The sequence below is a fragment of the Vibrio marisflavi CECT 7928 genome, from assembly GCF_921294215.1.
Classification (GTDB): domain Bacteria; phylum Pseudomonadota; class Gammaproteobacteria; order Enterobacterales; family Vibrionaceae; genus Vibrio; species Vibrio marisflavi.
The window spans coordinates 555,942-580,353 of record NZ_CAKLDM010000001.1; the positions used below are offsets into that span (position 1 = coordinate 555,942).

Here is a 24,412-nt window from a genome sequence, read left to right on the forward strand (position 1 = left end):
AAATATTAAATGGAGGTAACATGAAAGCTCTAACAACATTTTTATTAGTCGCTCCATTGTTAAGTACTGTTCAAGCAGAACCTAAATATAATGTTGTCGATACTAACCAAAATCAGTGTTTTGATTCAAACACCGGTAATGTGTCAGCTTGTAAAGGCATTGGATACGACGCTGATCATCACAGAAATGAAATGTCTTATACCCTTAGCGAAAGTGGACTTACTGTGACGGATAATGTTACCGATTTAGTGTGGCTACAAAGTGTTGATATTAATGGTGACGGTGTAATAGATGTTCGAGACAAACGGAAACAAAAAGCCGCGATAAATTATTGTAACTCACTAAATTTAGATGGGCGTAGTGATTGGAGGCTGCCAGATATCAAGGAGCTTTATTCCCTTATAGATTTTTCAGGTAGAGATGCTAGTCAATATCTAGGGACGGACACTAGCCAATTGAAACAGTTTATTGATTCAATTTTTGATTGGGGTTTTGGCGACCAAAATGCGGGCGAAAGAATTATTGACGGGCAGTATGCTACCACGACAAATTACACTAGTACGACCATGAACGGAGATGCAACAATGTTTGGTGTTAACTTTGCTGATGGAAGGATAAAAGGGTATCCAATTAAAAATCATACTTACTTTGTTAAATGTGTTGCTGGGAACGAGAGTTACTCTGAAAACAAATTTATAGACAACGGAGATGGAACGGTAAGTGATGCTGCTTCAGGACTAATGTGGCAAAAATCGGACAAACAAGTGAGTGACTGGGATCAAGCGATCGACTACTGTGAATCCAGTTCTACCGTTGGTTATCAAGACTGGCGCCTACCAAATGCGAAGGAATTACAAAGCATCGTGGATTACGATATTAGCCCTGACAGTAATTATACCGCATCTATAAACCCAATATTTTCTGCAACGTCAATAATCAATGAAGTTGGCGAAGTTGATTGGGGATATTACTGGACAAGTACTACCCATAAAGATAATTCTGCCAATGGAAAAAATGCAGTCTATATCTCTTTTGGAAGAGCGCTTGGCTATCATGAGGGCAAAATAATGGATGTACATGGAGCAGGCTCACAGCGTAGCAACGACAAACTAAACGTTGAAACGGAGCAAGGATCTCAAAGTGCAGAAGGCGTGAATGGACCATTTTATTATAAAGGGCCACAAGGGGACATTCTGCGAACTGATAACTTTGTTCGTTGTGTGAGAACTGAGGAATAGGGAAGTTCGGGAGTCTTTTAACTAGGTTGAGTGCAGCATAGAAAATTTAAGTGATTCCCAAGCGCGAGATTTATGTCTTGACTAAAAAGTTCTGTATTTCTCATATCGTTCGTTAGGGCTCTAATAAATAAGAAATAGAAATAGAAATAGAAATAGTAACTCACAAGTCATATAGATGCTCGAGCCTTCTAAACACATTTTTTAGTGTTTAACTACAGAAAAATTCGAATAATACATTCGATAAATGGAATAAATAATCTGATCAAAATCAACTTTACTAAAGCGATAAGTATTAGTAGTTGAAATCATATAGCATCCTTTTTAGACTAAATATGAATGATTTGAGTGAATGGATATGAGGATAGTTGGTTTTTTGATAAATGCAGGATTTTGAATGTATAATATTTATGGTCAAAGAGTTAACAGTCCTATCTGACCTTGTTTGGCCTAAATATATTATAGTTGTAATACAAAAAGATTTTGCTTGTCTATATTAATATAGAGTGTTATTCCTATACTATTACCACTAGGATAGTTTTATTAGGTTATTAGTTGAATAAGTAACTTGTTTTACATTAATTAATTCCGAAAAATATTACTTCAGTTTTTGTTTGGCCTTAATTAGTATTAGTGTTATTTTCTAAGTTAGTCGTCTTATAGGTGATTATTTCCGATTGGATAGTACGTTGAAGGTGAAATTAGTAGATTAAGAAGGGTGTGTTTTAAAGTGTTTTCAATGGATAGTCTACCGTATTTAGTTTCCGTAGTTCAGTGTGGTAGTTTTACGGCAGCTGCTGATCAACTAAATTGCTCAACATCTACTGTTTCAAGGCATATACAACAATTAGAGGGCAATTTATCATCTCCCATATTTATTCGTCATACGAGGAAGGTTGTACTTACTGATCAAGGTCGATTAGTGTACGAACGAGCGCTTAAGATATGCAATCAAGTAAAAGAGTTGCAAAGTGATGTCGCTCTACAAAATCAGGAAATTAACGGTTTAGTACGGATCAATGCACCTGCTTGGAGCATGGAACATTACGTAGTACCGGCTTTGCCTAATCTTCATGAAAAATGGCCAAACTTGCAGTTAGCCCTTAGCTATGAAGAGGGGGCTATTGATCCTTATATGTCAGCACATGATATTTATCTATGTATAGTCAAACCAGTTGATTCTTCGTTAGTGATGAGGCCAGTAAAACCACCAGAGTTCTGGGCTTGTGCTTCGCCCGAATATCTTAGTAGGAGCTCAGCACTAGATACTCCCAATGATTTATCAGATCACTCGTTATTAAGTTTTTCTCGATTTGGACAAACAGCTAATTGGGTTTTTAATCATGTCGACAAAAATGAGGGTATTTGTATGGATATGAACAAAAGTTGGCTTTCATTTACCAATTATGCAATGGGGCGCATTGCTTGCTTAAATCATGGTGGAGTCACGGTTATACCTAGGAATATGGTTGAGCGTGATGTACTAGAGGGAAGGTTACGCCGGTTGTTAGTTCAATATAAAGTAGGGACTATGAAGGATGAGCAGAAAATACACCTCGTATATACAAAAGAAAGCTCAAAATCCCCTAAAGTCAAAGCTGTGATTGATAGTATAATGGGTCATATTGAAAAATATCAAAACCTGAACAGTTGACCTTAACCTTAGGGAAAGCTTTAAAGTGGTGTCATGTATCTGGTAAAGGAGCAAGTTATGAGCTGCTGCAATAAGCCACCACGTGGTGGGACTTTAAACATGGGTCTATTCGTTAAAACCCTCGCCATTACGGCGTTGGTTGTGTTAGTACTGGCGTATTTGTTTGGTTAATTCACGACAAGGTTATTGTAATACAACTCTTCGTTAAGGTTCTTTAGCAGTAGTATTACGATATCTTCAACTTGTTTTTCGCTTATTGATACGCAGTGGGACATAACAACTTGAGGGCTGTCTAAGCTTGGTTTTAGGGACTGAAAGAAGGTTTTCTTTTGCTGGGAAGCTTTGCCTTGAATAAGCCGACTATCTGGAAGTGTGTGGGCAATTAAATACCATCCTTTGAGTTCAAAAAATACGGCTTCGACATTGTCTTGTTGCTTACACCAACCAATAAATGAATACAGGCTTGGCAAATCAAGGTCACTGAACGTAAGTTTCATAATCCTATCCTAACTGACACTATTTTAGTTATTTGTCAGTAAGGATAGAACATATTAACCAAAGTGCATAATCACTAATTGATATATTTGAGCTACTGTTTTTAGCTCGAGCTTGTACGGAACTCTGCTACGGCCTTATCCATTTCCAATGACTGCGAAGAAACAGATTCTACTTCCTCTAAACAAGATTTCGCTGAACTCATGTTGTTTTCAGAAATGGTATTGAGTTCTGTTATTGAATCAGCAACTTGATTTACTACTACTCCTTGCTCTTCAATGGCAGCAGCGATGCGTTCGGAATTCTCTTGTATAGAGTTCATGTCCGAGATGATGTTGCTCAGGCTCGCATCTAATTCTGAGGACGCTTCTAAAGTACTCTTACCCTGTTTATTACATTGCTCCATGTTCACAATGACTTTTGACATTTGGTTCTGGATGGAAGAAACCACATTGGTAATATCTTCAGTCGACTGATGAGTTCTGCTTGCTAACGCTCTAACTTCGTCAGCTACAACTGCAAATCCGCGACCTTGTTCACCGGCTCTTGCTGCTTCGATAGCCGCATTGAGTGCGAGCAAGTTTGTTTGTTCTGCAATACCTTGAATGATAGTAACTGCACTGCCAATTTCTTCAACATGGTGATTGAGCGAAGAAATAGAGTCTTGGCTAGCATGCAAAGTGGTCGAGAGTTCGTTGATGTTGCCAACAGTTTGTTCCACGACATTACGGCCGTTTTGCGCATTTGTTGTAGCTTGCTGAACGTTCTCTGCTGCAACGTTGGTACTCTCTGAAATTTCATTAATGGTGGTAACCATTTCTTGAATGGAAGTTGTCATTGTTGAAGTGTAGTCGGCTTGTGTATGGAATTGGTCCATTACATCTTGCAAAGCAGTATTCATGTTAGAGGTGCTCTGTGAAAGTGCAGCAGACTTATCTTGAGTCCCTGAAATTAAGTTCTCTAACTTATCCATTAGACGATCGAAATATTTGCTGATTGAGGCAAGCTCATTTTTACCGGTTAACTTAGATCGTTGGCCTACATTGTTTGTGTTGGCGATGTTTTCGATTACTTTTAGTAAAGAGCTTACTTGTTTGTTTATTGAACGAGAAATTTGGAAAACAATCAACACAATAACAACAACCACTAACCCAGTTAGTGTTTGTTTTATTATCGATAGACTAGATTCCATCGACTGGACTTTATCGGCTAGGCTTTTTGAAAATTCAGAAAATTGCTTCTCCACAGTGTGTGAGAATGCACGGGTTTGTCCTAAAAGACCTTCATTATATTTTAAGCCGATCTCCTTTTTCTGATTGGCAACTTTTTCGGCTAAAGCAATGAGCTGCTGGCTTTCGGCAAAGTTTATTGTAGAAGCACTCAGTTGTCCGCTTTGCAATTGTTTATTGAAATCATAGAGTTTGACTAAATCGTTAGCTGAAAGGTTGCCTTCCAACTGTTCTAGTTTGCTATTGTAAGCGCCCATTAATTCATCTTTTTCACTAAGACCGAGTTTTTGAAAACCGGCAACCAATGCTTGGAAAGATTGCTGATATTTGATTATGTCGGACCTGAGTTGTTCGCTGGAAGGAAGTGAATACTCAGTAAGAATTTCAGATAACTTCTGCTCTTTATCGAGAAACAGAGACATATTGTCGTTGAACTTTTTGAGGTACTTGTCATTTTTCCTAAGTAAGAAATCTTTTTCGTTTCTCCGAAGGTTAAGTAATCGAATTTCTAGGTTAGCGACAAGGTTGGTCGCTTGATGTAAGCGTTCTGTAGTATTAAAGAAATAGGTTGTAACCAATACAACGGATACGACGCCAACTACGGCGACAGCTCCAAGTAAGTAAAGTTTTTCTCTGATGTTCATCGTCAGTACTGTCCTGCATTCCTTGTCATTTCTATTTGAACGATAGTAGCTGTTGATATGTATATCAATTGGTGGGGATGTTTAGTTCAAAATCTGACTCATAATTGAGATAGAGTGAAAACACCATTGTGTCTATCAGGGGCTGCAGACATATCGGTAGCAAAACTGACGATATTCAATGACAAAGCGATTCGAGTTTTGCATAGTGGGCGTACTCAACGTAAGTTTGTCTTGTAAACATTGAATTGGAATATGCTGATGACTATTGATTTGGAAAAATACCAAGGATTGATTTTTGATATGGATGGCACCTTAATTGATACCATGCCGGCTCACTTGGAGGCATGGTCGGTAACAGCTAAAAGGTTCGATTTTCCATTCAATTACGATTGGTTCTATAGTATGGGCGGCATGCCGAGCTTTAAGATAGCTGGTGAGGTAAACAAGAAGCACAAGCTAGAGCTTGATCCAATGGAAGTATCCAGCTTTAAGATGGATACCTTCCACAATATGGAAGAGCATGGAGAGTTAATTGCCTGTACTCACGATATCTTACTTAATAACCATGGTAAGAAAAGAATGGCAGTGGGAACGGGAAGCCAGCGAGTCACTGCCATCCCACTATTAGAGAATAGTAATATCCTACCGAAGCTAGATGTGGTCGTTACAGCAACCGATGTAGAAAAGCACAAGCCAGAGCCTGAAACGTTTTTAATGGCTGCTGAAAAAATGGGTTTGGAGCCAACAGATTGTGTCGTTTTTGAAGATACCGCGCTAGGTAAACAAGCCGCTCATGCTGCGGGGATGGATTGTATTATGGTGACGAGTGAAGGGCTTAGCTTTCACCCGTTAGGCTAAGTTTAAAGCCTACAAAAAATGCCGCTAATCATTGGCGGCATTTTTTGTAGGAAGGAATCGCTATTTTATTTCGATGAGTTCTACTTCAAAAATCAATGTCGAAGCGGCTGGAATAGTACTTGCTCGTCTGTGACCGTAAGCTAGGTGTGGAGGGATGTACATTCTAATTTTTTCCCCTTCAACCATATATTGCAGGCCTTCTCGCCAGCCTTTAATCACTTGGTTTAGTCGAAACGATATAGGTTGACCTCGGTCAACCGAGCTATCAAAAACAGTGCCGTCGATAAGTGTGCCATGGTAATGGACTTTCACATTGCTTTTAGAATTCGGGTTAATTTGGCCAACACCCTCTTGCAGTATTTCGTATTGCAGGCCACTTTTGCTAACGATGACACCTGGTTTATTGGCGTTCTCTTCAAGAAAGGCTTTGCCTTTTTCTAAGTTTACACTCGCATCTTTTCTATTGTTCCACTTTCGATAAATCAAAAACAGTAGAAGTAAGATCAATACAACTGTGAGCACCATGTTTAAATTGTTCATTTCTGCGCCTCTAAAACCGTGATAGTTGGCCAATTATACCTGAACTTGGGCGCAATTAAGTAGGGTGAATCTACTACTTAAGCTAATTTGCTTCGGGTTTGAACACAATTTAACCTCAATCATTAACCGCTTCCTAGCCACTCAATCCGATCTATGACTCAATTTACTTCTGATATAATTAAAGTATCGACAAAACAGCCGATAAAAAACTGTGAGACATTTATTTGATCGGTGGCGAAATGAAGTTCTTAACCATAGCAGCAATAGCACTATTAGTTACTGGATGTAGCTTAAAACCTCCCTTTGACATTTATGGGGAGAGCAATCTATTAGATGTCGCACCGAAAAATTATTCAGATGTTAAATACCCTACTTGGGGCAATAATGACCAAACTATCACTGCTGGTGTGAAAGGGCCATTTGGTCAAACTCGAACTGACAGCTATGACTCTCTAGAGCATTTCTTACTGCAAAATGGTATTGACTATGAAGTTCTGCCGGGTAATTACATCATGGTGAAACTGAAAGATACCATCAAATTTAAAACCGGTTCATCCGTTGTCTCTCGTGATTCTTCAATGTGGCTGGATAAAATGGGGAACTATTTAGCCACAGAGCCAGGTATTGATGTTGTGATATCGGGTCACGCTGATAACACCGGGCCTGTTAAGTTCAACGATGGGTTATCAATCCGTCGTGCCAAAGCGGTGAAGCAAAAGCTTATCAACCACCGGGTATCACAAGACGCAATTTATACTCGCGGTTATGGGGAGTTTGTTCCAGCCTGTACCAACGAAACTCGCTGGGGTAAAGCATGTAACCGCCGAGTTGAAGTGATGTTTATCGTATCGAACAATTAGGCAAAATATCAAAGTCTTATTTTTCAACGCGACTTAACGTGAAAGTTAAGTCGCGTTGTTGTTTATAGTTGTGAACAAATGCGTTTATATACAATAACTTATAATTGTTAGTATAAAAGCACTAACGCAGTGTCACTTTTGGGTTATTTATATTTAACTAGTGATCTTATGCTAGAGCTTTTTATCGCTCTGGTGATCTTCTGCACACGCATTCATCATGTGAATATTATGATGAATTAGTGATTATATGTTTGAGTTGAGTCATATAGATGGAGTCAACTCATGGATAACAGGATAATTATTTGCGAGCGCTGTCGCTCTTTGTTGATTTTTAGAGCTCTTTTTCTCCTTAAATCAATAGCTTTAGTGAATGTATTTTTTGGTCAAGTTTCAAAGTTTGGCCTTTGTTCTCTTAGCGTTAGAAAGGGGGCAATGATATGAAATTTATTAATAGGGCAATCGGATTTTCTACACTGCTAGTGAGTTCTACCGCTTTTGCTCAAATTCCTAGTCCAGCTAGCCTGCCAGAAGATTTGGTGTATCAGTTGGTGGAATTGGATAGAGATAAGGCAGCTTACAATCAGATAGTGGTGGCATTACATGATAGTGTTGATGTATCAGTTTCTTGGAATGTGTGGAATGATAGTCCAGCGGATAGTAGCCATGTTTTATTAAATGGGGAAAGAGTTTGGTCTGGAACTGGAAGTGAAAGGAGTGCAACTTTTGTAATGTCACAAGGTGGACGTTACGAAATGACCGTAGAGCGTTGTAGCGCAGAAGGGTGTGCTATAAGCAACATGGTTAAATTAACGGTAGCAGATACCGATGGGAGTCATCTTGACCCTTTAGCTTCGGCTTTGCAAGAAAAGAACAGACCCTATGAAAATACCAGTGGTAAAGTAGTCGGAAGCTATTTTGTAGAATGGGGTATTTACGGTCGTAATTTTACGGTAGACAAAGTTCCGGCACAAAATTTAACTCATTTGTTGTATGGCTTTGTACCTATTTGTGGTGGGCATGGTATTAATGACAGTTTAAAAACCATTAGCGGATCTTTTGAAGCTCTACAAAATTCGTGTGCTGGAAGAGAGGACTTCCAAGTCGCAATCCATGACCCATGGGCTGCAATACAGAAGGCTCAAAAAGGGGTCGCCGATTGGCAAGACCCATACAAAGGTAACTTTGGCCAATTGATGGCACTTCATCAAGCGTATCCTGACTTAACGATACTACCTTCAATTGGTGGTTGGACATTATCTGATCCATTTCACTTCATGCATGATGCGCAAAATCGAGCAACCTTTATTAGCTCGGTAAAAGAATTCTTAAAAACATGGAAATTCTTCGGCGGCGTTGATATCGATTGGGAATATCCAGGTGGTGGTGGAGCAAACCCTTCTTTAGGCCGTGATGATGATGGCGAGCTATACGTCACTTTGATGAGCGAGTTGCGAACCATGCTCGATGAGCTGTCCGAAGAAACAGGTCGTAGTTATCAACTCACTTCAGCAATAGGTGTCGCAGAAGAAAAAATAGCCAAAGTAAATTATGCCGAAGCTAAAAAGCATATGGATTACATATTTTTAATGAGCTACGACATGTTTGGCGCATGGGATTTAAACGTGCTTGGCCATCAATCTGGGTTGTATGAAGGAAGTCATAATCCAACTATTCCGTTTACAACAGACAAAGGTGTTCAAGCACTGATTAATCAGCAAGTAGAACCTAGTAAAATTGTCGTTGGCGTGCCTATGTATGGCCGTGGTTGGCAAGGTGTGAACGAGGTTATAGACAACAACCCTATGACGGGAAGGGCGTCTGGTGCAATCAAAGGTACATGGGAAGCAGGAATATTAGATTATAGGGACATCATTGATAACCACTCTGAACAAGGTTGGACAGATGGTTATGACGAACATGCACAAGCGTCTTATCGCTGGAATCCTGATACTCGTGAACTCATCTCATTTGACAACGAACGAGCAGTTAAAGCCAAGGGTCAATACGTTACAACACATAAACTTGCGGGTTTGTTTTCATGGGAAATTGATGCCGATAACGGGGATATTCTTAACGCTATGCATGAAGGTTTAGGGCATGAGAGCGTTAATCCGCCACCACAAGAAAATAGCCCTCCGGTTGCTGTCGCTGGTGGAGATATGAACGTAGTTGGCCCTGTAGAAGTGAAGCTAGATGGCTCGCGCTCATACGATCCAGATCAGGATGCATTAACTTATATATGGCAGCAGACAGCTGGTGAAACGTTAACTCTAAGTAACAATACCATGGCAATTGCTTCAGTTTCAGTGCCTCATACGGAAACTGAAGTGAGTTACGATTTCATGTTAACGGTTACAGATGATGAAGGGCTAGTAAGTTCAGATACCGTTAAGGTCACTAATCAACCAGAGCCAGAAAACCAACCGCCAACAGTTAACTTGCCATCGAATATAAGTGTAGAAAGTGCAAGAGAATTTTTGATAAATGCACAAGCATCTGATCCGGATGGTAATCTTCTTTCATTCAATTGGGGTATCGATTCTAACTTTACGATTGTCTCAGGACAGGGAAGCGCAACAATTCGGTTGAAAGCACCAACTGTCGAACAGCAAACTAATTATGGGATGTCTATTACGGTTTCTGATGGTTCGCTAGAAAGCAGCGCGCAAATGCAAGTGACAGTGAATCCGGCTCCTGAAATTGTGCAGTGCGTTACGACGGACCCGAATGCTGGAACTTATACAGCATGGGCTATTTCAACGATATACAACGGCGGTGATTCGGTGAGTCACAACCAGCTAGTTTGGCAGGCAAAATGGTGGACCAAAGGCAATGAGCCAAGTCTTATTGCTGGAGAGTGGCAGCTTCTCAGTGAAATTGACTTAGTATGGAACTCAAATCTAGTCTTTGTCGGTGGTGATGAGATTAACCATAATGGGAACCGTTGGAGAGCTAAATGGTGGAACAAAAATGAAGAACCGGGTGTCAGCCATGTATGGGTAAATATTGGGGACGCCACGTGTGAATAGTGTGCGTGATGTTTAAGTTACCGCTATTGGTTACCTATAGCATCGTGCGCAATACATAGCCCTAGAAATTAAAGCACCTATACTGTAGGTGCTTTATTTGTTGGTTATGTTCAGCTTTGTTGCGTAATTACGGCGGAAAACGAACACAATTAAAATATCGCATCGTAACAACTTCTTATGTCAGAAACACCATTGTCAAATACTTCTAGGACCCTTATTCGTATCTGCTTGCGTAAACTCGGTAATACTTCGGCATAAACCTGAAGGCCTGTAGCATCGATATATTTCACCTTCGGTTTTAGTCTAAAACGATGGGCTCTACTACGCTTATTTTATTTAGTTTTCTTCAACCTTTTGTAGCTCAAATGTATTGAGAAAGAGGTATTTCTACTTATCAGTGAGACAGCTATAAAAACGCAGCTCATCAAAAACGAATAGAAGAGCCAAAATCTAGAAATTGGCTCTTCTATAGTTTTCATCTCCTTATAAACGATTGACTGACTTTACCTCCATACTCCCCATTGCCCTGTTGTTCCAGGTTCATTTCCCTGAGTCCACCATTGAGCCGTCCATGTTTTGCCTGCATGTTGAACGGTATCACCTTGATGATATATTTGCGTGCTGTCCCAAGTAGAATTGTCTGGAGGGTTAGTTTGGCTGTCGACAACAGTAAAACTGTATATTGCTTCTTTAGTCTCACCAGAAAGTGTCATACTCAATTTAAAGCTTAATTCAACTGGAAGTGCTTCCGCTATTGAGCTTGTGTCGACAATCAGCAGTTGATTTTCACCCGTTGAGGTAATGACATTCGGCCCGGCGGTTTGAACCCAAGAAACAGATTCCGGGTTAACATCTTGACTGTTAGTGAACAAATACAGTGAGTTTCCGTGAGTTATTTCCGTTGTGTCGAGTAGCACTGGGATTTTAGGTGTAATTGTTACGTCAAAATCGGGTGCTGGCTCAGCTGGGTCCGCGGCATCAGAAATAGAAAGTAACCCATAATCTCCAGAGTCACGGGACTGAAAATAATTGCCGTGTAACTCATTTTGAAAGTACATATAGTGGCTCATATCTTCGTGCCAACGTCCAATAACAACGTCGCCATTGTGATTTGCTTGATAGTAGCCGGTGATATCGGCAGCTAAAAGTCGATCCCAATCATTAACGTTTGAATCAGTGATAGCTAACTCAAAATGACCATGTGCTTGTCCTTCGCTATTGAACACTGTGTATTCGACAATTTGCCCGACTTGTACAGATTCCAATTGGATATCTAATGGAATGAATAAAGCTCCTTGGGTTAGATACGGCCCTGAAGAAGGTGGTTCCTCTGGAGGGTCTACCGGTGGGGTTGTGTTGTTATTAGTGATGGTTATATCGCTACAGTTGTAGAATCCTTCTCCGGCTGAATCGACTCTCTGCCATCTGACAAACAACACAGCATCACCGGGACGCCCAGATGGGATAGTGACATTCATTAGGTACTTGCCATTTTCAGTCACAGGAATGTTGCCATAAGACTGAATTAAATCTAAATCACTCCATTCGAGTGGTCGAGTTAAATCTGCGTCCGGCTTGGTGAGATAGATTTCCCAAAAGGAAGGGTTATGGGGAGCGGTCGCGTTAAATACTAACTGAAATTGGCCTGAGGGCATTTCAGTTTTTTGCCACGGTATGCTAGAAGATGCTATTCCACTTTTTTGAGGATCGTTTGCGTAGCAAAGTGTTCCGTCTGGCACAGCACTTATTACGGCGGATCGATTGTTATAATCCGGAATAAGTTTTGCAAATTCGTTTCTTTGTACAAATGGATAGGTACCGGAGATATCTTTTGCATGCGAACAGGCGGGATCGCTTGGTTCGCCATTCCACATGCCGCCTTGGTCATAGCAGAGTGTTTGTCGCGCTATAGGGTACTCTGTCCAGCCGTGTGCTAGAACTTTGCTTATCGTTGTAGCCCAAGCTAAAGATAAGAAAAATGAATATCCAATGAGTGCGATTAACTTAAATTGTAAGAGATGATATACATTCATGACTCTCTACCTCCTTGGTTTGTCTGAGTCATTACTCGAGTCAAAACCATCTGTTAACGTACGCATAAACGCTACTAAGTTTTGGGACTCCTCATCGGTTAATCCAAGCTCACCAATGGTGGCAAAGTCAGCCACGTTTTCTGCAACTTCCGGTACTACGCCATCGACGTCGCGATTGTTATAGAAATCGACAACTTCTTCTAGCTTGTTAAATACGCCGTTATGCATATATGGTGCGGTTTTAGCTATGTTCCTAAGTGTAGGTGTACGGAATTTTCCGTTTTGTTCAGGATCGTTTAGAAATGTGCCTAGCCCGAGATCTATGAAATTTTCACCATCTGGGTTTACGGTTGAATCCTGTGTAAAGAATGGATTCTCCGGGTTAGCTGGAACGCCTAGGTTAAAGTATGCAAAGCCAGAAAATACGTTCGGTTCAGCGATAGCGTGGCAATTTGCACATAATCCTTTCCCTAGAAAAACTTCAAAACCATTTTGTTCTTCCGGTGTTAACTCAATTTCTCCGCGCTGAACAGCATCAAATTTTGATGTAAACGCTGTCTGCTTATCCGTTCTTTCAAATGCAGCTATCGCTTCAGTCATTTTTTCATAAGCTAGCTCCGTATCGTTGAATATTCCTTCACCGAATATAGTTTCGAAGTCTCTAGAATAACGGGCTTGCATTAACTTCATTATTACTTCTTGTTTATCCGCATTGTTCATTTCTATAGGGTTTAGGAAAGGCAATCCTGCTTGCTCTTCCAAAGTACTGGCTCGTCCGTCTAAAAAAAGCCCTCCGAAAAAGTTACCTCTCTCATTGATACCCATTTCAGGAACAAAAGCTGCGTAGGCGGTAGTAGGAGCATTCCTAGCACCAAAAACACCTCGCTCCGAGCCTTCAGATGTAGCAAATTCTCTATCCGGATCTGCCCAACCAGCTTTCTCTTTATGGCAAGAACCGCAAGATTGATTCCCGTTAGCAGAAAGTGATTTATCAAAGAATATTTTTTCTCCAAGTTTTTCAATAGTTATGGCTTTAACCTCGTTGTTATGATCTCCTTTTCGATCTCTAGATTCTTTAGCCCATACATTACCAATGGTGATTGTAATTAGTAATGTTGTAAGTCCAGATTTAAATATCGCTTCTCTATATTTATTATCAAGCATCTTCTTCTTCCTTACTTCAGATATGGATGAATTATTATTAGGGCCCTGATAATAAATAAGCGCATCTGATGTTTTTCGCATCTATTAAAAATAAATAAATCACAAATCGTAATTTAATTGGAATGCGGATCAAGGAAAATAAATTGATAGATATTTGTTATGCTTCGACTTGGTAAGAATGTGATCTCCTGTGTGTAATACTAACTTTGTTCATAAGTTTTTGTTATAAAAGGACTAAAATTCAGAAAGTTAACAGTCTATCGTTCTATATAATGTTATTTAAATATCAAAACAATTTATGTATATTCTATTTAAGTTAATGAATAGAGTAAAAAATCTATTTGTTTTTAGTGTGTGGAAAATAAAATGTATGAGTGGTTTGTAAAATTATTCACATATTTCTTTCAAAGTGGCACTTGAAAAGAACGCGCGTGCAATCTACGTGATGGAGGTTTGATGTTGTATAAATCAAAGAGGAGAGGGGGATAAAAAAACACCGAGTAAAGAACCCGGTGTTTTGCGGAAGAATTTGAAGCTAACTAAAGCTTAAGCTAGCAACTCATTTGCAGTGCTAACTACATTCTCAACTGTAAAGCCAAATAGCTTGAACAGCTCACCTGCTGGTGCAGATTCACCGAAGGTTGTCATGCCAATCACGCGTCCGTCTAGGCCCACGTACTTGTACCAGTAGTCTGCAATGCCTGCTTCGATAGCGATACGCGCAGTTACATCACTTGGCAATACTGCTTCGCGGTAAGCGGCATCTTGCTGCTCAAATAGATCAGTTGACGGAAGAGATACAACGCGTACTTGTTTGCCAGCAGCTGTTAGTTCAGCAGCAGCATCTACTGCTAGTTGAACTTCAGAGCCAGTAGCAATCAAGATAAGCTCAGGTTTGCCAGCGCAGTCTTTCAGGATGTAACCGCCTTTAGCGATGTTCGCTACTTGCTCAGCATCACGCTCTTGCTGGGCTAGGTTTTGACGAGAGAAGATAAGAGAGCTTGGGCCATCTTTACGTTCAATTGCCAGTTTCCATGCTACTGCAGATTCTACTTGGTCACATGGACGCCATGTGCTCATGTTTGGTGTCAGACGTAGAGAAGCGATTTGCTCAACCGGTTGGTGAGTTGGACCATCTTCGCCTAGGCCGATAGAGTCGTGCGTGTACACTTGAATGTTTTGCACTTTCATCAGTGCTGCCATACGCATTGCGTTACGAGCGTATTCCATAAACATTAGGAAAGTAGCACCGTAAGGAACAAAGCCACCGTGTAGTGCAATACCGTTGATGATAGCTGTCATACCGAACTCACGCACACCGTAGTGGATGTAGTTACCAGACGCATCTTCAGCAGTCAGTGACTTAGAGCCCGACCACATCGTTAGGTTAGATGGCGCAAGGTCAGCAGAGCCGCCCATGAATTCAGGTAGCATTTTGCCAAACGCTTCGAGTGCGTTTTGCGATGCTTTACGAGATGCGATGTTCGCTGGATTTGCTTGCAAGTCAGCAATAATTTTTTGTGTTTCAGCTTCCCATTGCGCAGGAAGTTCACCGTTTACGCGGCGCTTGTATTCAGCAGCAAGCTCTGGGTAAGAGGCTTCATACGCAGCAAACTTGTCATTCCAAGCGGCTTCTTTCGCCTTACCAGCTTCTTTTGCGTCCCACTCTGCGTAGATGTCTGATGGGATTTCAAATGCGCCGTGTTCCCAACCAAGGAATTCACGTGCTGCTTTGATTTCTTCCGCACCTAGTGGCGCGCCGTGGCAGTCATGAGAGCCAGATTTGTTTGGCGAACCAAAACCGATGATAGTTTTCGTACAGATTAGTGTTGGACGTGGGTCTGCTTTTGCAGCTTCAATCGCAGCATTGATAGCGTCAGAGTCGTGACCATCAACTGCAGGAATAACATGCCAGCCGTACGCTTCAAAACGCTTAGGTGTGTCGTCAGAGAACCAACCTTCTACTTCACCGTCAATTGAGATGCCGTTGTCATCCCAAAATGCAATCAGTTTGCCCAGACCTAACGTACCCGCCAATGAGCAAGCTTCATGAGAGATGCCTTCCATCAAGCAGCCGTCACCCATGAACGCATATGTATAGTGGTCAACAATCTCGTGGCCATCTTTGTTAAATTGCGCCGCGAGAGATTTTTCCGCAATCGCCATGCCCACAGCATTGGTAATGCCTTGGCCTAGAGGGCCTGTGGTAGTTTCGATACCCGGCGCATAACCATACTCTGGGTGACCCGGAGTTTTTGAATGCAGTTGGCGGAAGTTCTTTAGCTCTTCAATCGGTAGCGCATATCCTGTCAGGTGAAGCAAAGAGTAGATAAGCATAGAGCCGTGACCGTTCGAAAGTACAAAGCGGTCGCGATCAGCCCAATTAGGGTTAGTTGGGTTGTGGTTTAGGTGAGAGCGCCAAAGAACTTCAGCGATATCAGCCATACCCATTGGCGCACCTGGGTGACCAGAGTTAGCCTGTTGAACACCATCCATGCTAAGTGCACGGATTGCATTGGCGAGTTGTTTACGATTCATATTTGTTTCCAGAAATTTACATCAATTCAAAAGCAAGGAGAGAAGTCGCCTTCTCTCCTTCAAAATTCTTATAGTTTTTCAGCGATCATCGCTTCGAGTTTGCCTTGGTCGATAGCGAAGTTGCGGATACCTTCTGCAAGCTTCTCAACAGCCATAGCATCTTGGTTGTGCTCCCACAGGAATTCTGCATGTGTCATTGCTGATGGGCGCTCTTTAACGTTTGAAGTAGCAGTCAGTTTCGCTTCAATGTCACCTTGTGCATCTTCAAGCTCTTGAAGAAGTGCAGGGCTGATTGTTAGACGATCACAGCCTGCAAGCTCTAGGATTTCGCCAATGTTACGGAAGCTCGCGCCCATAACAACTGTTTGATAGTCGTGTTCTTTGTAGTAGTTGTAGATCTTAGTTACAGATAGAACACCTGGATCTTCTTGCGCTTCAAAATCGCGACCTTCTTTTGCTTTGTACCAGTCCATAATACGGCCAACAAAAGGAGAAATTAGGAAAACGCCAGCTTCAGCACAAGCACGAGCTTGAGCGAATGAGAATAGAAGCGTTAGGTTACAGTTGATGCCTTCTTTTTCTAGGATTTCAGCAGCACGGATGCCTTCCCAAGTAGAAGCAAGCTTGATTAGAATGCGGTCGTTTGTAATGCCAGCATCATTGTACATTTTGATCAGCTGACGAGCTTTTGCAACACTGCCTTCTGTATCGTAAGAAAGGCGAGCATCAACTTCAGTAGAGATACGGCCAGGAATCGTTTTTAGAATTTCTTTACCAATGTTAACAGCTAGCATGTCACATGTGTCTTGCACTTGTTGAGCTTTATCACTGCTTTGAGTTTTAGCGTACTCAATTGCTTGATCGATAAGAGGAGAATATTCAGCGATTTGGGCCGCTTTTAAAATCAATGAAGGGTTTGTTGTTGCATCTTCAGGCTGATACTTTTTAATTGCGTCGATTTCACCAGTGTCTGCTACGACAGTTGTTAGTTTGCGAAGTTGCTCTAACTTGTTGCTCATAATCGATAATCCTATTCTCTGGGCTAAGAAATCCGAAGTTTTTCGGTTTACTCTTCAATTTCCGTTTAGCAACCACAATCATCCGTTTCTTTATATAAAGGTGAATGCAGTTTATTTAAACAAAATTCAGCTAGTGAAACATTTGCTCTGCGCAGATGTTCGCATGCTGAGTAAATGATGGAAACATATATATCTTATATTTGCTTAAAGTCAATCAGGATGATTGCTAAATCTGGCCAAAATCGAGTTAATTTCATATTTGGCAAATAAAAGGATGTATTTGAGAGAAAATTCGCCATTTTCTAGTTATCCAAATTGTGAAATTAGGCTGAGCATATGTAATGCTTGTGAGCAAAAGATTGGATCGGTAAGCGAATTTTAGGTATTGTGTCGAGCAGTAGAGTGCATTTTTTGTGTTGGGAGAATAAATGTATAACGGTAATCAAGAGTCGTCTAAAGATATGGCGAACTTATTGACGGAGATCTCCGTTGCATACTATCAAGACGGTGCGACGCAAGAAGAAATTTCAAAAAAATTCTCTATATCCAGAGCCAAAGTTGGCCGGCTGCTAAAGCAGGCTAGAGATGAAGGCATTGTAGAAATTACAGTAAAATATCATCCAGTTTTCAGTGCAAAGATAGAGCAAAGGTTAATAGAGAAGTTTGGTATTAAAAGAGCTCTGATTGCTTTAGATCAGCCAGAAGAGTCACAGCAGAGAGAGCAAGTCGCAGGTCTAGTTTCTAACTATCTATCGAGTACATTGAAAAATGGAATGGTTATATCAATAGGTCAGGGTAGGAATGTTTCTGCGGTTGGGCAATACATGGGCGTGATTTCTCCGAGGGAATGTACCTTTGTTTGTGGCATTGGTGGCATTCACCCAAGAGGAGGCGCGTATAATGCTGATCATATTTCGAGGCAAATGGCTAAGAAATATGGTGGAACTTCCGAAACACTGTATGCGCCAGCTTATGCGGAAAACAGAGAGCAAAAATTGGCATTTATGCAAAACGCTACAATAAAGCAAACGCTCGATCGAGCCCGTAAAGCAGACGTAGCTCTAGTTGGTGTTGGTGACATGAGTGAGAACAGCTATATGGTTGACTTAGGGTGGTTTACACGGAGCGAGGTTGTTCAGTCGAGGTTGCAAGAAGGTGTTGTTGGAGACTTTGCTGGTTATGATTTCTTTGATATTCAAGGAAAGGTAGTGAATACCGTCATGAATGACAGAGTGATTGGATTGGGAATGGAAGAGTACAAGGCAATTTCTGAAGTGGTCGCGATTGCAGCAGAAAATAATAAACCATTGGCCCTTCTAGGCGCGTTGCGAACTGGCGCAATTGATGTCTTGGCAACAAGTGTAAGCAACGCATTAACAATACTTAACCTAGAAGAGAAATTCAGCTAAGTAGAATGTGGGTTATGATGCTACTTCATGCTCACAACCACTGCAATTTGCCAGCGCTCCCAAAAGCTTGCGTTTATTGAAAGGTTTTAAAATTACCTGACTGGCTCCGCAGTCTAAGAATTCTCGGGTCGCATCAGGCGATACGTCTGCCGTACAAGCAATAACATTAGTGTTTGGCGACACTTTGTCTTTTATGATCTTTGTAGCTTCAAGTCCGCTCATAATAGGCATGTGGTAATCCATTATGATTGCAGAATACTCTTGTTGTTTAGCGAAGTTTACGGCTTCTTCGCCATTCACAGCAACATCAATATTCACATAACCCATCGTTTTCAATAGATTTTTTAGTACCATCACGTTGATGTGGTGGTCATCAGCAATAAGTATCTTTTGTAGTTCAGGCTGTTTTAGCGAGCATGCTCTGTTTTTGAGAGAGCAAATAATATATTGAGCTTGTCTTGTGTTGGTGTGTATATGATTTACAAGCTTTTTCACTAAAGCGGCATCAGGTGATTTATTTGCCATGCTTGAATCATGGAGTGTTTTAGTAAGTGCTTGAATATTTTTCATCCCGAATTTTGTCGCGATGTCGTTGATGTTGGATAGGAGCTCAGCTTGCTGAGGAATATTTTCTTCTTCACTAGCTTCTAACAACTGTTTTGAAAGCGAATTAAACTTGCTTTTAAAGCTCATAAGCAACTCTAAGGTTTGCTCATTCGATAGCTTCGAGGCTATAAGCATTGGGCTTTGAGTTATTTCCTCACCCGTTATCGCCGAGTCTTCAAAGGAGTGTTTGATAGATGGTGCAGCTCTCTCGGCTACGGGTTTAACAATGCCTTTGATGGAGAATTTTTTTTGCAATTTAGCAATGGAACCATTGAGCTCTTCGCCTTGTAGAGGCTTAGTCAGAACAAGTTTTGCTCCGGCTTCAATGAGCGCTTCATGAGCTTGAGGAAATAGATCCGCCGTATAAGCAAAAATAGTGGTGTCTAAGTTGAGTTTATTCCGAATATACTTGATTGCATCTTTAGCCGAAAACCCACTGATTCCATTGGCCGCGATAACAAGATCAAGGCTTTCAGAATCCAGAGCATTTATTGTCTCATGTTCATTTTTAGCCCATATGACATTATGATTATTTGGTGCTAGGAAGCGTTGGATGACATTGGCTGAGATTCTATCATTTTCTATAAGTAGAATGTTTAATGGCTCGGTATCAGAAACCTGAACAACTTCAATATTATTGTCGGGAGTTTGCGGTATTTCAGGTAGTGCAGATTCGATAGGTAATGGCAGAGATAACTTAAATTGTGTCCCAATATCCGGTTTACTTGATACTGTAATATCACCATTCATAAGATCTGTGATTTGTTTTACTATCGATAAACCAAGACCAGTACCGCCAAATTTTCTAGTAGTAGACACTTCTGCTTGTTCAAAAGGATTAAATATATGAGCAAGCTTGCTTTGGTCAATCCCTATACCAGTGTCGTTCACTTCAATTTCAAGTATTGCCCTAGGGGCATCACTGTTAAGCTGGACAATAATCTCAACTTTACCGTTATCGGTAAATTTAATCGCATTGCCTACGAGATTGAGCAGAACTTGATGTAAACGAGAAGAGTCACCGATAAACTTTATGTTTCGAGCCAACTGGTTCTGAATGGATAACTCAATTTGTTTATTTTCAGCGAGCGGTTTCATGGTGTGTTCAATCTGAAGCAATACTTTGTCGATTGAAAAAGGGGCGACCTCGAGAACCATCTTACCTTGCTCAATTTTTGAAAAATCGAGAATATCGTTAAGTAGCGTGAGTAGATGCTGACCTGAGTCCATAATCATCTGTGCATATTCACGAGTGCTTTCTTGTTTCGCTTCACCTTTTATAATTTCTGCCATACCTAAAACGCCATTCATTGGGGTTCTAAGTTCATGGCTCATCGTTGCCAAAAACAAAGATTTGGCTTCATTTGCACGAGTCACTCGGTCAATTGACGCTTGATATTCCTTATTGTGCCTGTCTAGCTCTTTCATTCGAGAGATGTAAAACAATACGACGAAGAAAGCGATGAGAAAGGTGATAGCGATGAGCTGTATTATTGTGGTTCTAATTTTGGCCAATAATATTACCATCTGTGCTTCCGATGCTTCTACAAACTCAAAGGCTTCGGGAGATAACAAAAAGGTAAATAGCTCTTGTTTTTGCTTTTCGATTTCTTGAAAAGTATTGATAATAGAAGCAAGCTCAGGCTGTATTTCGCTGCTCATCGAGAATGTGTTGAGCATTTTAACTAGCACACCTCTTTGAATGTCATTGTCTTTTCCTGCTGATGAGTTATTAACAGTGTTGACCATAGAAGTGAGTACGGAGTCTTTCACAACAATCAAACCAATCAAATGATCAATTCCATCTGTTACTTGCAACGCGGCTTTGCAAAAGCCATCTAAGGTATTTTCAACGTCAGATCGAAAAAAATCAAAAACGTGACTATCTGAAGAGTTGTACTCCTCAACAATAGCCTCGATTTCATTTTCAAGGTCAACACTTGAGGCGGCAATGAGGTAGGCATCTGAGCGGTGATTAAGAGCGTCTTGTGTGACTTGTGCACGTAAAGCTAACAAGTTGTGACCGATGTGCATCATTGTATTGCGATATACAGATAGCTGTGTATGTTCACGATAGAGAAACAAGGATGCAGCCAACAGCAGAGCTCCAATCAATATAGCAATGTTAAATAATGCCTTATTCTTTGCCATTTGCAAATTCCTCTAAGATTGCTGGCTGTGGCCCCGAGAGTGTGGTGAGAAATGCGTGAATATCATCAATGGACTGTGAATCAAGAGTTTTTCCTAGTTGGCTTTCCCCCATTATTTTAATGGCCTCTTTAAGTGTTTGTGTTTTTCCATCATGAAAGTAGGGTGCGGTTTTGGCGACATTTCTTAGGCTCGCTACTCGAAAGAGATACATGTCTTTAGCTTGCTCAGTGAACTGGAATCTGCCTTTGTCGTCACTGCGTTGGTTACCCATTTTATCTTCACCAAAAAAGCCAAATCTCATCATCATGCCACCCCCAATATTGGTCCCTCGATGGCATGTAATACACCCTTCTTTCTGAAAGGTTTCCCAGCCTCGTAATTGTTGAGCATTGAGCGCTGCTTGGTCACCACGTAGGTATTGATCAAATTGGGAGTTGGGGGTAGTTAGCGCGTTCATAAACTCGACTAAGGCCTTTTTTACATTTGCTTCATCGATGTTTAAGCCAGCGTCAGAAAATTGCTTTTGATACAATGCAGAGCCTTCTATGTAATCGGTGATTCTATTCCAATCAGAGTCCATCTCTAAAACATTATGCACTGGGCCATCAAGCTGATCGGCAAGGCTATTTGCACGGCCATCCCAAAAGAAGCGGTAGTTGTGGGCAACATTAAATACGGTTAATGAATTTCGAGTTCCTTGGCCTCCAACTCCTGTGGAGATTTCTGTTCGTTCAGCGCCATTTGTGCTTAGCTGATGGCAGCTTTCGCAACTTATTTGGTTATTGGATGATAATCCGGGGTCTTTAAAAAGCAGCCAGCCTATTTTTGCTAGTTTCTTGTCTACTTCAGTGTCACTTGGGATCGGACTAACTACCTTACTCACAGACTTGTGTCGGGTAATATCGACATTGTCTGAACCTTCTTCATGTTCAGTGTATTTTGTGTGTTCGTGATAATGATGTGACATATGGTGATCAACACTCTCTGGCGGCGCGATATATCCTAATACCACCGCAACAAGCGACACTACAACAACAATCAAAAAGCTGAGCCAAACTTTGTTTTTCATCCGTGATTTCCAAGTCTTCTAACTGCAAGAACTTATATAATATTTAGTGCTTCTTTTTAAATATTAGTAGGTTATTTTTTAACGTTTCGGACATTTCATGATTTAGTTGGCAAACTTTAGAGAAAAAGTATAAATATTAGAGCAATACCTCGATGGCCAAAACTGATTTGTACTCGCGCAGAGTGCCAACCTGGAATACTTGTACCATTATTTTCTAAGCTATTCTTCTATACCGAATTAGCTGAAATACATAACTGTATAGCAATGCTTGATTTTCAAAACTATCAATAAGATATGGGTCATGTAGCTTGATCAAAGTCTCACAATGAGAATAGTTGGGGGCTTTAGAGCACTTCATATTAATCTGAGTCAATATGCTTTATTAACTGTGTGAATACTATTCCATCAGTTCATTTTCATATTTGAAGGATTAGTAGTGATGAAGGTGTTTAAAGAGTATCTACCTATTATCTTAATTGTCGTTTTGGGCTCAATTATGTGGCGGTTTCAGCCACCAGTTGGGCTGAAAATTACTGCTTATCATACCGCTATTGTATTTATAGGCACAATTTTAGCCATTATCGCAAACTGTATGCCTACAGGGGCAACCGCGTTGGTGGGGCTTACTGTATTTGTTGTGCTAGACCCAACAGCGGCTGGAAACTCAAAAGGCTCAATGCTTGCAGGGCTGCAAGATTTTGACAACGCGTTAATTTGGCTGATTGTCATCGCTTTTATGATGGCAAGAGCTTTCCAGAAAACGGGTCTTGGCCGCCGTATTGCGTTAACGCTATTGAGTAAATTTGGTCAGTCTTCTTTGAGAGTAGCCTATTGCTTAGGAGTCGCTGACTTCTTAATTGCCCCCGCGACACCAAGCAATACTGCACGCGCAGCCATTGTTTCACCGATTGCCGACGCATTGGCAAAAGCAATAAACAAAGATGACTCGAAGCTTGGTCGTTACTTAATTTCAAATTGCTCAGCGATGAACGACTCATCAGCTGTAGGGTTTTCTACAGGTTTTGCAGGAAACATTGCTTTAGTCGGTATTGCAGCATCTGTTCTTGGCATCACACTAAACTTTGGCATGTGGGCAATGTACCTATTGGTGCCAGCTCTAGCTCTTTTGCTAGTTATGCCTTTGATATTGTACAAAACCATCAATCCTGACACTAAGAAAACGCCGGAAGCACCAGAATATGCCAAGAAAGAGCTGACTAAAATGGGGAAAGTCACCAACCACGAAAAAGGCTTGTTGGGTACATTTGTCGTGTTGGTTTTTATGTGGGTGTTTGGTAGCTATCTTGGTATCTACACCACTGTCGCTGCGTTCATCGGTTTGTCTGCTTTATTGCTAATGAAGGTCTTAACGTGGGACGACATTAAATCAGAGAAAGGAGCATGGGATACGCTGGTTTGGTTCTCTATTTTAATGGGTATGGCAAACCACCTAAAATCGACCGGCTTTTCGTCTTGGGTAGGCAGTTCAGTTTCGAGTTTCTTGCAAACACATATGACAGGAGCTAGTCCGACAGTCTTTTTGATTGCGATGATGACATTTTATTTGTTTACCGCGTATTGCTTTGCATCTGGTACTGCGAAGGTGATGGCATTGGCTCCAGTTATTATAACTGCTTTGGTATCGCTGGGCGTTGCACCGTTAGTTGCAGTTTTGTCCGTCGCTGGTATCACTAATGTCGGGTGTAATTTGTCCACGTACAGCCACGCGCGAAACCCGCTTCTTTTGGGTTATGGGTATCATACGAACAGTCAGTGGATGAAAATTGGCTTGGTTATCGCAATTTGTGCAGCGGTTATATTCATGACCGTAGGTTTAGCTTGGTGGTCAATTCTAGGTATCAACTAAATGGTTGAAATG

17 protein-coding genes are annotated in these 24,412 nt (G+C 41.0%); 8 read left to right on the forward strand and 9 right to left on the reverse strand.

All coding sequences use genetic code 11. The features are described 5' to 3' along the window. The first annotated feature begins 20 nt into the window (after positions 1-20). The gene (locus L7A31_RS02465; protein ID WP_237359906.1) at positions 21-1,238 is read left to right on the forward strand and encodes an Lcl C-terminal domain-containing protein; all 1,218 of its coding nucleotides are present in this window, start codon (positions 21-23) and stop codon (positions 1,236-1,238) included. Between the two features lie 736 nt (positions 1,239-1,974). Then, positions 1,975-2,889 carry a LysR family transcriptional regulator gene (locus L7A31_RS02470; RefSeq protein WP_237359907.1) on the forward strand — a complete coding sequence of 305 codons (915 nt, stop codon included), beginning with the start codon at positions 1,975-1,977 and terminating at the stop codon, positions 2,887-2,889. A 167-nt stretch (positions 2,890-3,056) separates the two neighbouring features. Here the strand turns inward: L7A31_RS02470 and L7A31_RS02475 are convergent, their stop codons facing one another. Then, complete coding sequence (locus L7A31_RS02475; protein ID WP_237359908.1) at positions 3,057-3,386, reverse strand: hypothetical protein; 330 nt, start codon at positions 3,384-3,386, stop codon at positions 3,057-3,059. Positions 3,387-3,487: 101 nt separating this feature from the next. Beyond that, positions 3,488-5,257, reverse strand: a complete 1,770-nt coding sequence (locus tag L7A31_RS02480; protein ID WP_237359909.1) for a methyl-accepting chemotaxis protein — start codon at positions 5,255-5,257, stop codon at positions 3,488-3,490. A gap of 114 nt (positions 5,258-5,371) precedes the next feature. Between L7A31_RS02480 and L7A31_RS22135 the strand changes: the two genes are divergently transcribed. Beyond that, positions 5,372-5,494 carry a hypothetical protein gene (locus tag L7A31_RS22135; RefSeq protein WP_290368734.1) on the forward strand — a complete coding sequence of 41 codons (123 nt, stop codon included), beginning with the start codon at positions 5,372-5,374 and terminating at the stop codon, positions 5,492-5,494. Positions 5,495-5,515: 21 nt separating this feature from the next. Next, positions 5,516-6,115, forward strand: coding sequence for a beta-phosphoglucomutase family hydrolase (locus L7A31_RS02485; protein ID WP_237359911.1), 600 nt, complete (start codon positions 5,516-5,518; stop codon positions 6,113-6,115). A 60-nt stretch (positions 6,116-6,175) separates the two neighbouring features. Here the strand turns inward: L7A31_RS02485 and bamJ are convergent, their stop codons facing one another. After that, complete coding sequence (bamJ, locus tag L7A31_RS02490; RefSeq protein ID WP_237359912.1) at positions 6,176-6,655, reverse strand: BamJ family beta-barrel-assembly machinery protein; 480 nt, start codon at positions 6,653-6,655, stop codon at positions 6,176-6,178. A gap of 239 nt (positions 6,656-6,894) precedes the next feature. Here bamJ and L7A31_RS02495 point away from each other — a divergent pair, with 239 nt between their 5' ends. Both L7A31_RS02495 and L7A31_RS02500 read left to right on the forward strand, forming a co-directional pair. Further along, positions 6,895-7,515, forward strand: coding sequence for an OmpA family protein (locus L7A31_RS02495; protein ID WP_237359913.1), 621 nt, complete (start codon positions 6,895-6,897; stop codon positions 7,513-7,515). Positions 7,516-7,952: 437 nt separating this feature from the next. Beyond that, a complete protein-coding gene (locus L7A31_RS02500; protein WP_237359915.1) occupies positions 7,953-10,544 on the forward strand; it encodes a glycosyl hydrolase family 18 protein in 2,592 nt (863 codons plus the stop codon). A gap of 503 nt (positions 10,545-11,047) precedes the next feature. Here L7A31_RS02500 and L7A31_RS02505 read toward each other — a convergent pair. The 4 genes from L7A31_RS02505 to tal form a co-directional block, all read right to left on the reverse strand. Beyond that, the gene (locus L7A31_RS02505) at positions 11,048-12,577 is read right to left on the reverse strand and encodes a lytic polysaccharide monooxygenase (RefSeq protein ID WP_237359917.1); all 1,530 of its coding nucleotides are present in this window, start codon (positions 12,575-12,577) and stop codon (positions 11,048-11,050) included. Positions 12,578-12,583: 6 nt separating this feature from the next. Then, positions 12,584-13,741, reverse strand: a complete 1,158-nt coding sequence (locus L7A31_RS02510) for a cytochrome-c peroxidase (protein ID WP_237359919.1) — start codon at positions 13,739-13,741, stop codon at positions 12,584-12,586. Between the two features lie 546 nt (positions 13,742-14,287). After that, entirely contained in the window at positions 14,288-16,279 is a 1,992-nt protein-coding gene (gene tkt, locus L7A31_RS02515) for a transketolase (RefSeq protein ID WP_237359920.1), read from the reverse strand. 68 nt (positions 16,280-16,347) lie between these two features. Next, positions 16,348-17,298, reverse strand: coding sequence for a transaldolase (gene tal / locus L7A31_RS02520; protein ID WP_237359922.1), 951 nt, complete (start codon positions 17,296-17,298; stop codon positions 16,348-16,350). 428 nt (positions 17,299-17,726) lie between these two features. On the opposite strand from tal, the gene L7A31_RS02525 reads away from it, so the two are divergent. Then, complete coding sequence (locus L7A31_RS02525; RefSeq protein ID WP_237359923.1) at positions 17,727-18,707, forward strand: sugar-binding transcriptional regulator; 981 nt, start codon at positions 17,727-17,729, stop codon at positions 18,705-18,707. 12 nt (positions 18,708-18,719) lie between these two features. Here the strand turns inward: L7A31_RS02525 and L7A31_RS02530 are convergent, their stop codons facing one another. Continuing rightward, complete coding sequence (locus L7A31_RS02530; RefSeq protein WP_237359925.1) at positions 18,720-21,464, reverse strand: ATP-binding response regulator; 2,745 nt, start codon at positions 21,462-21,464, stop codon at positions 18,720-18,722. Next, a complete protein-coding gene (locus tag L7A31_RS02535; protein WP_237359927.1) occupies positions 21,451-22,533 on the reverse strand; it encodes a cytochrome-c peroxidase in 1,083 nt (360 codons plus the stop codon). Before L7A31_RS02535 ends, L7A31_RS02530 begins: the two co-directional genes overlap by 14 nt. Before the next feature lie 439 nt (positions 22,534-22,972). Here L7A31_RS02535 and L7A31_RS02540 point away from each other — a divergent pair, with 439 nt between their 5' ends. After that, on the forward strand, positions 22,973-24,400 hold the full coding sequence (locus L7A31_RS02540; RefSeq protein WP_237360738.1) for a DASS family sodium-coupled anion symporter: 1,428 nt from the start codon (positions 22,973-22,975) through the stop codon (positions 24,398-24,400). Positions 24,401-24,412: the final 12 nt, after the last annotated feature.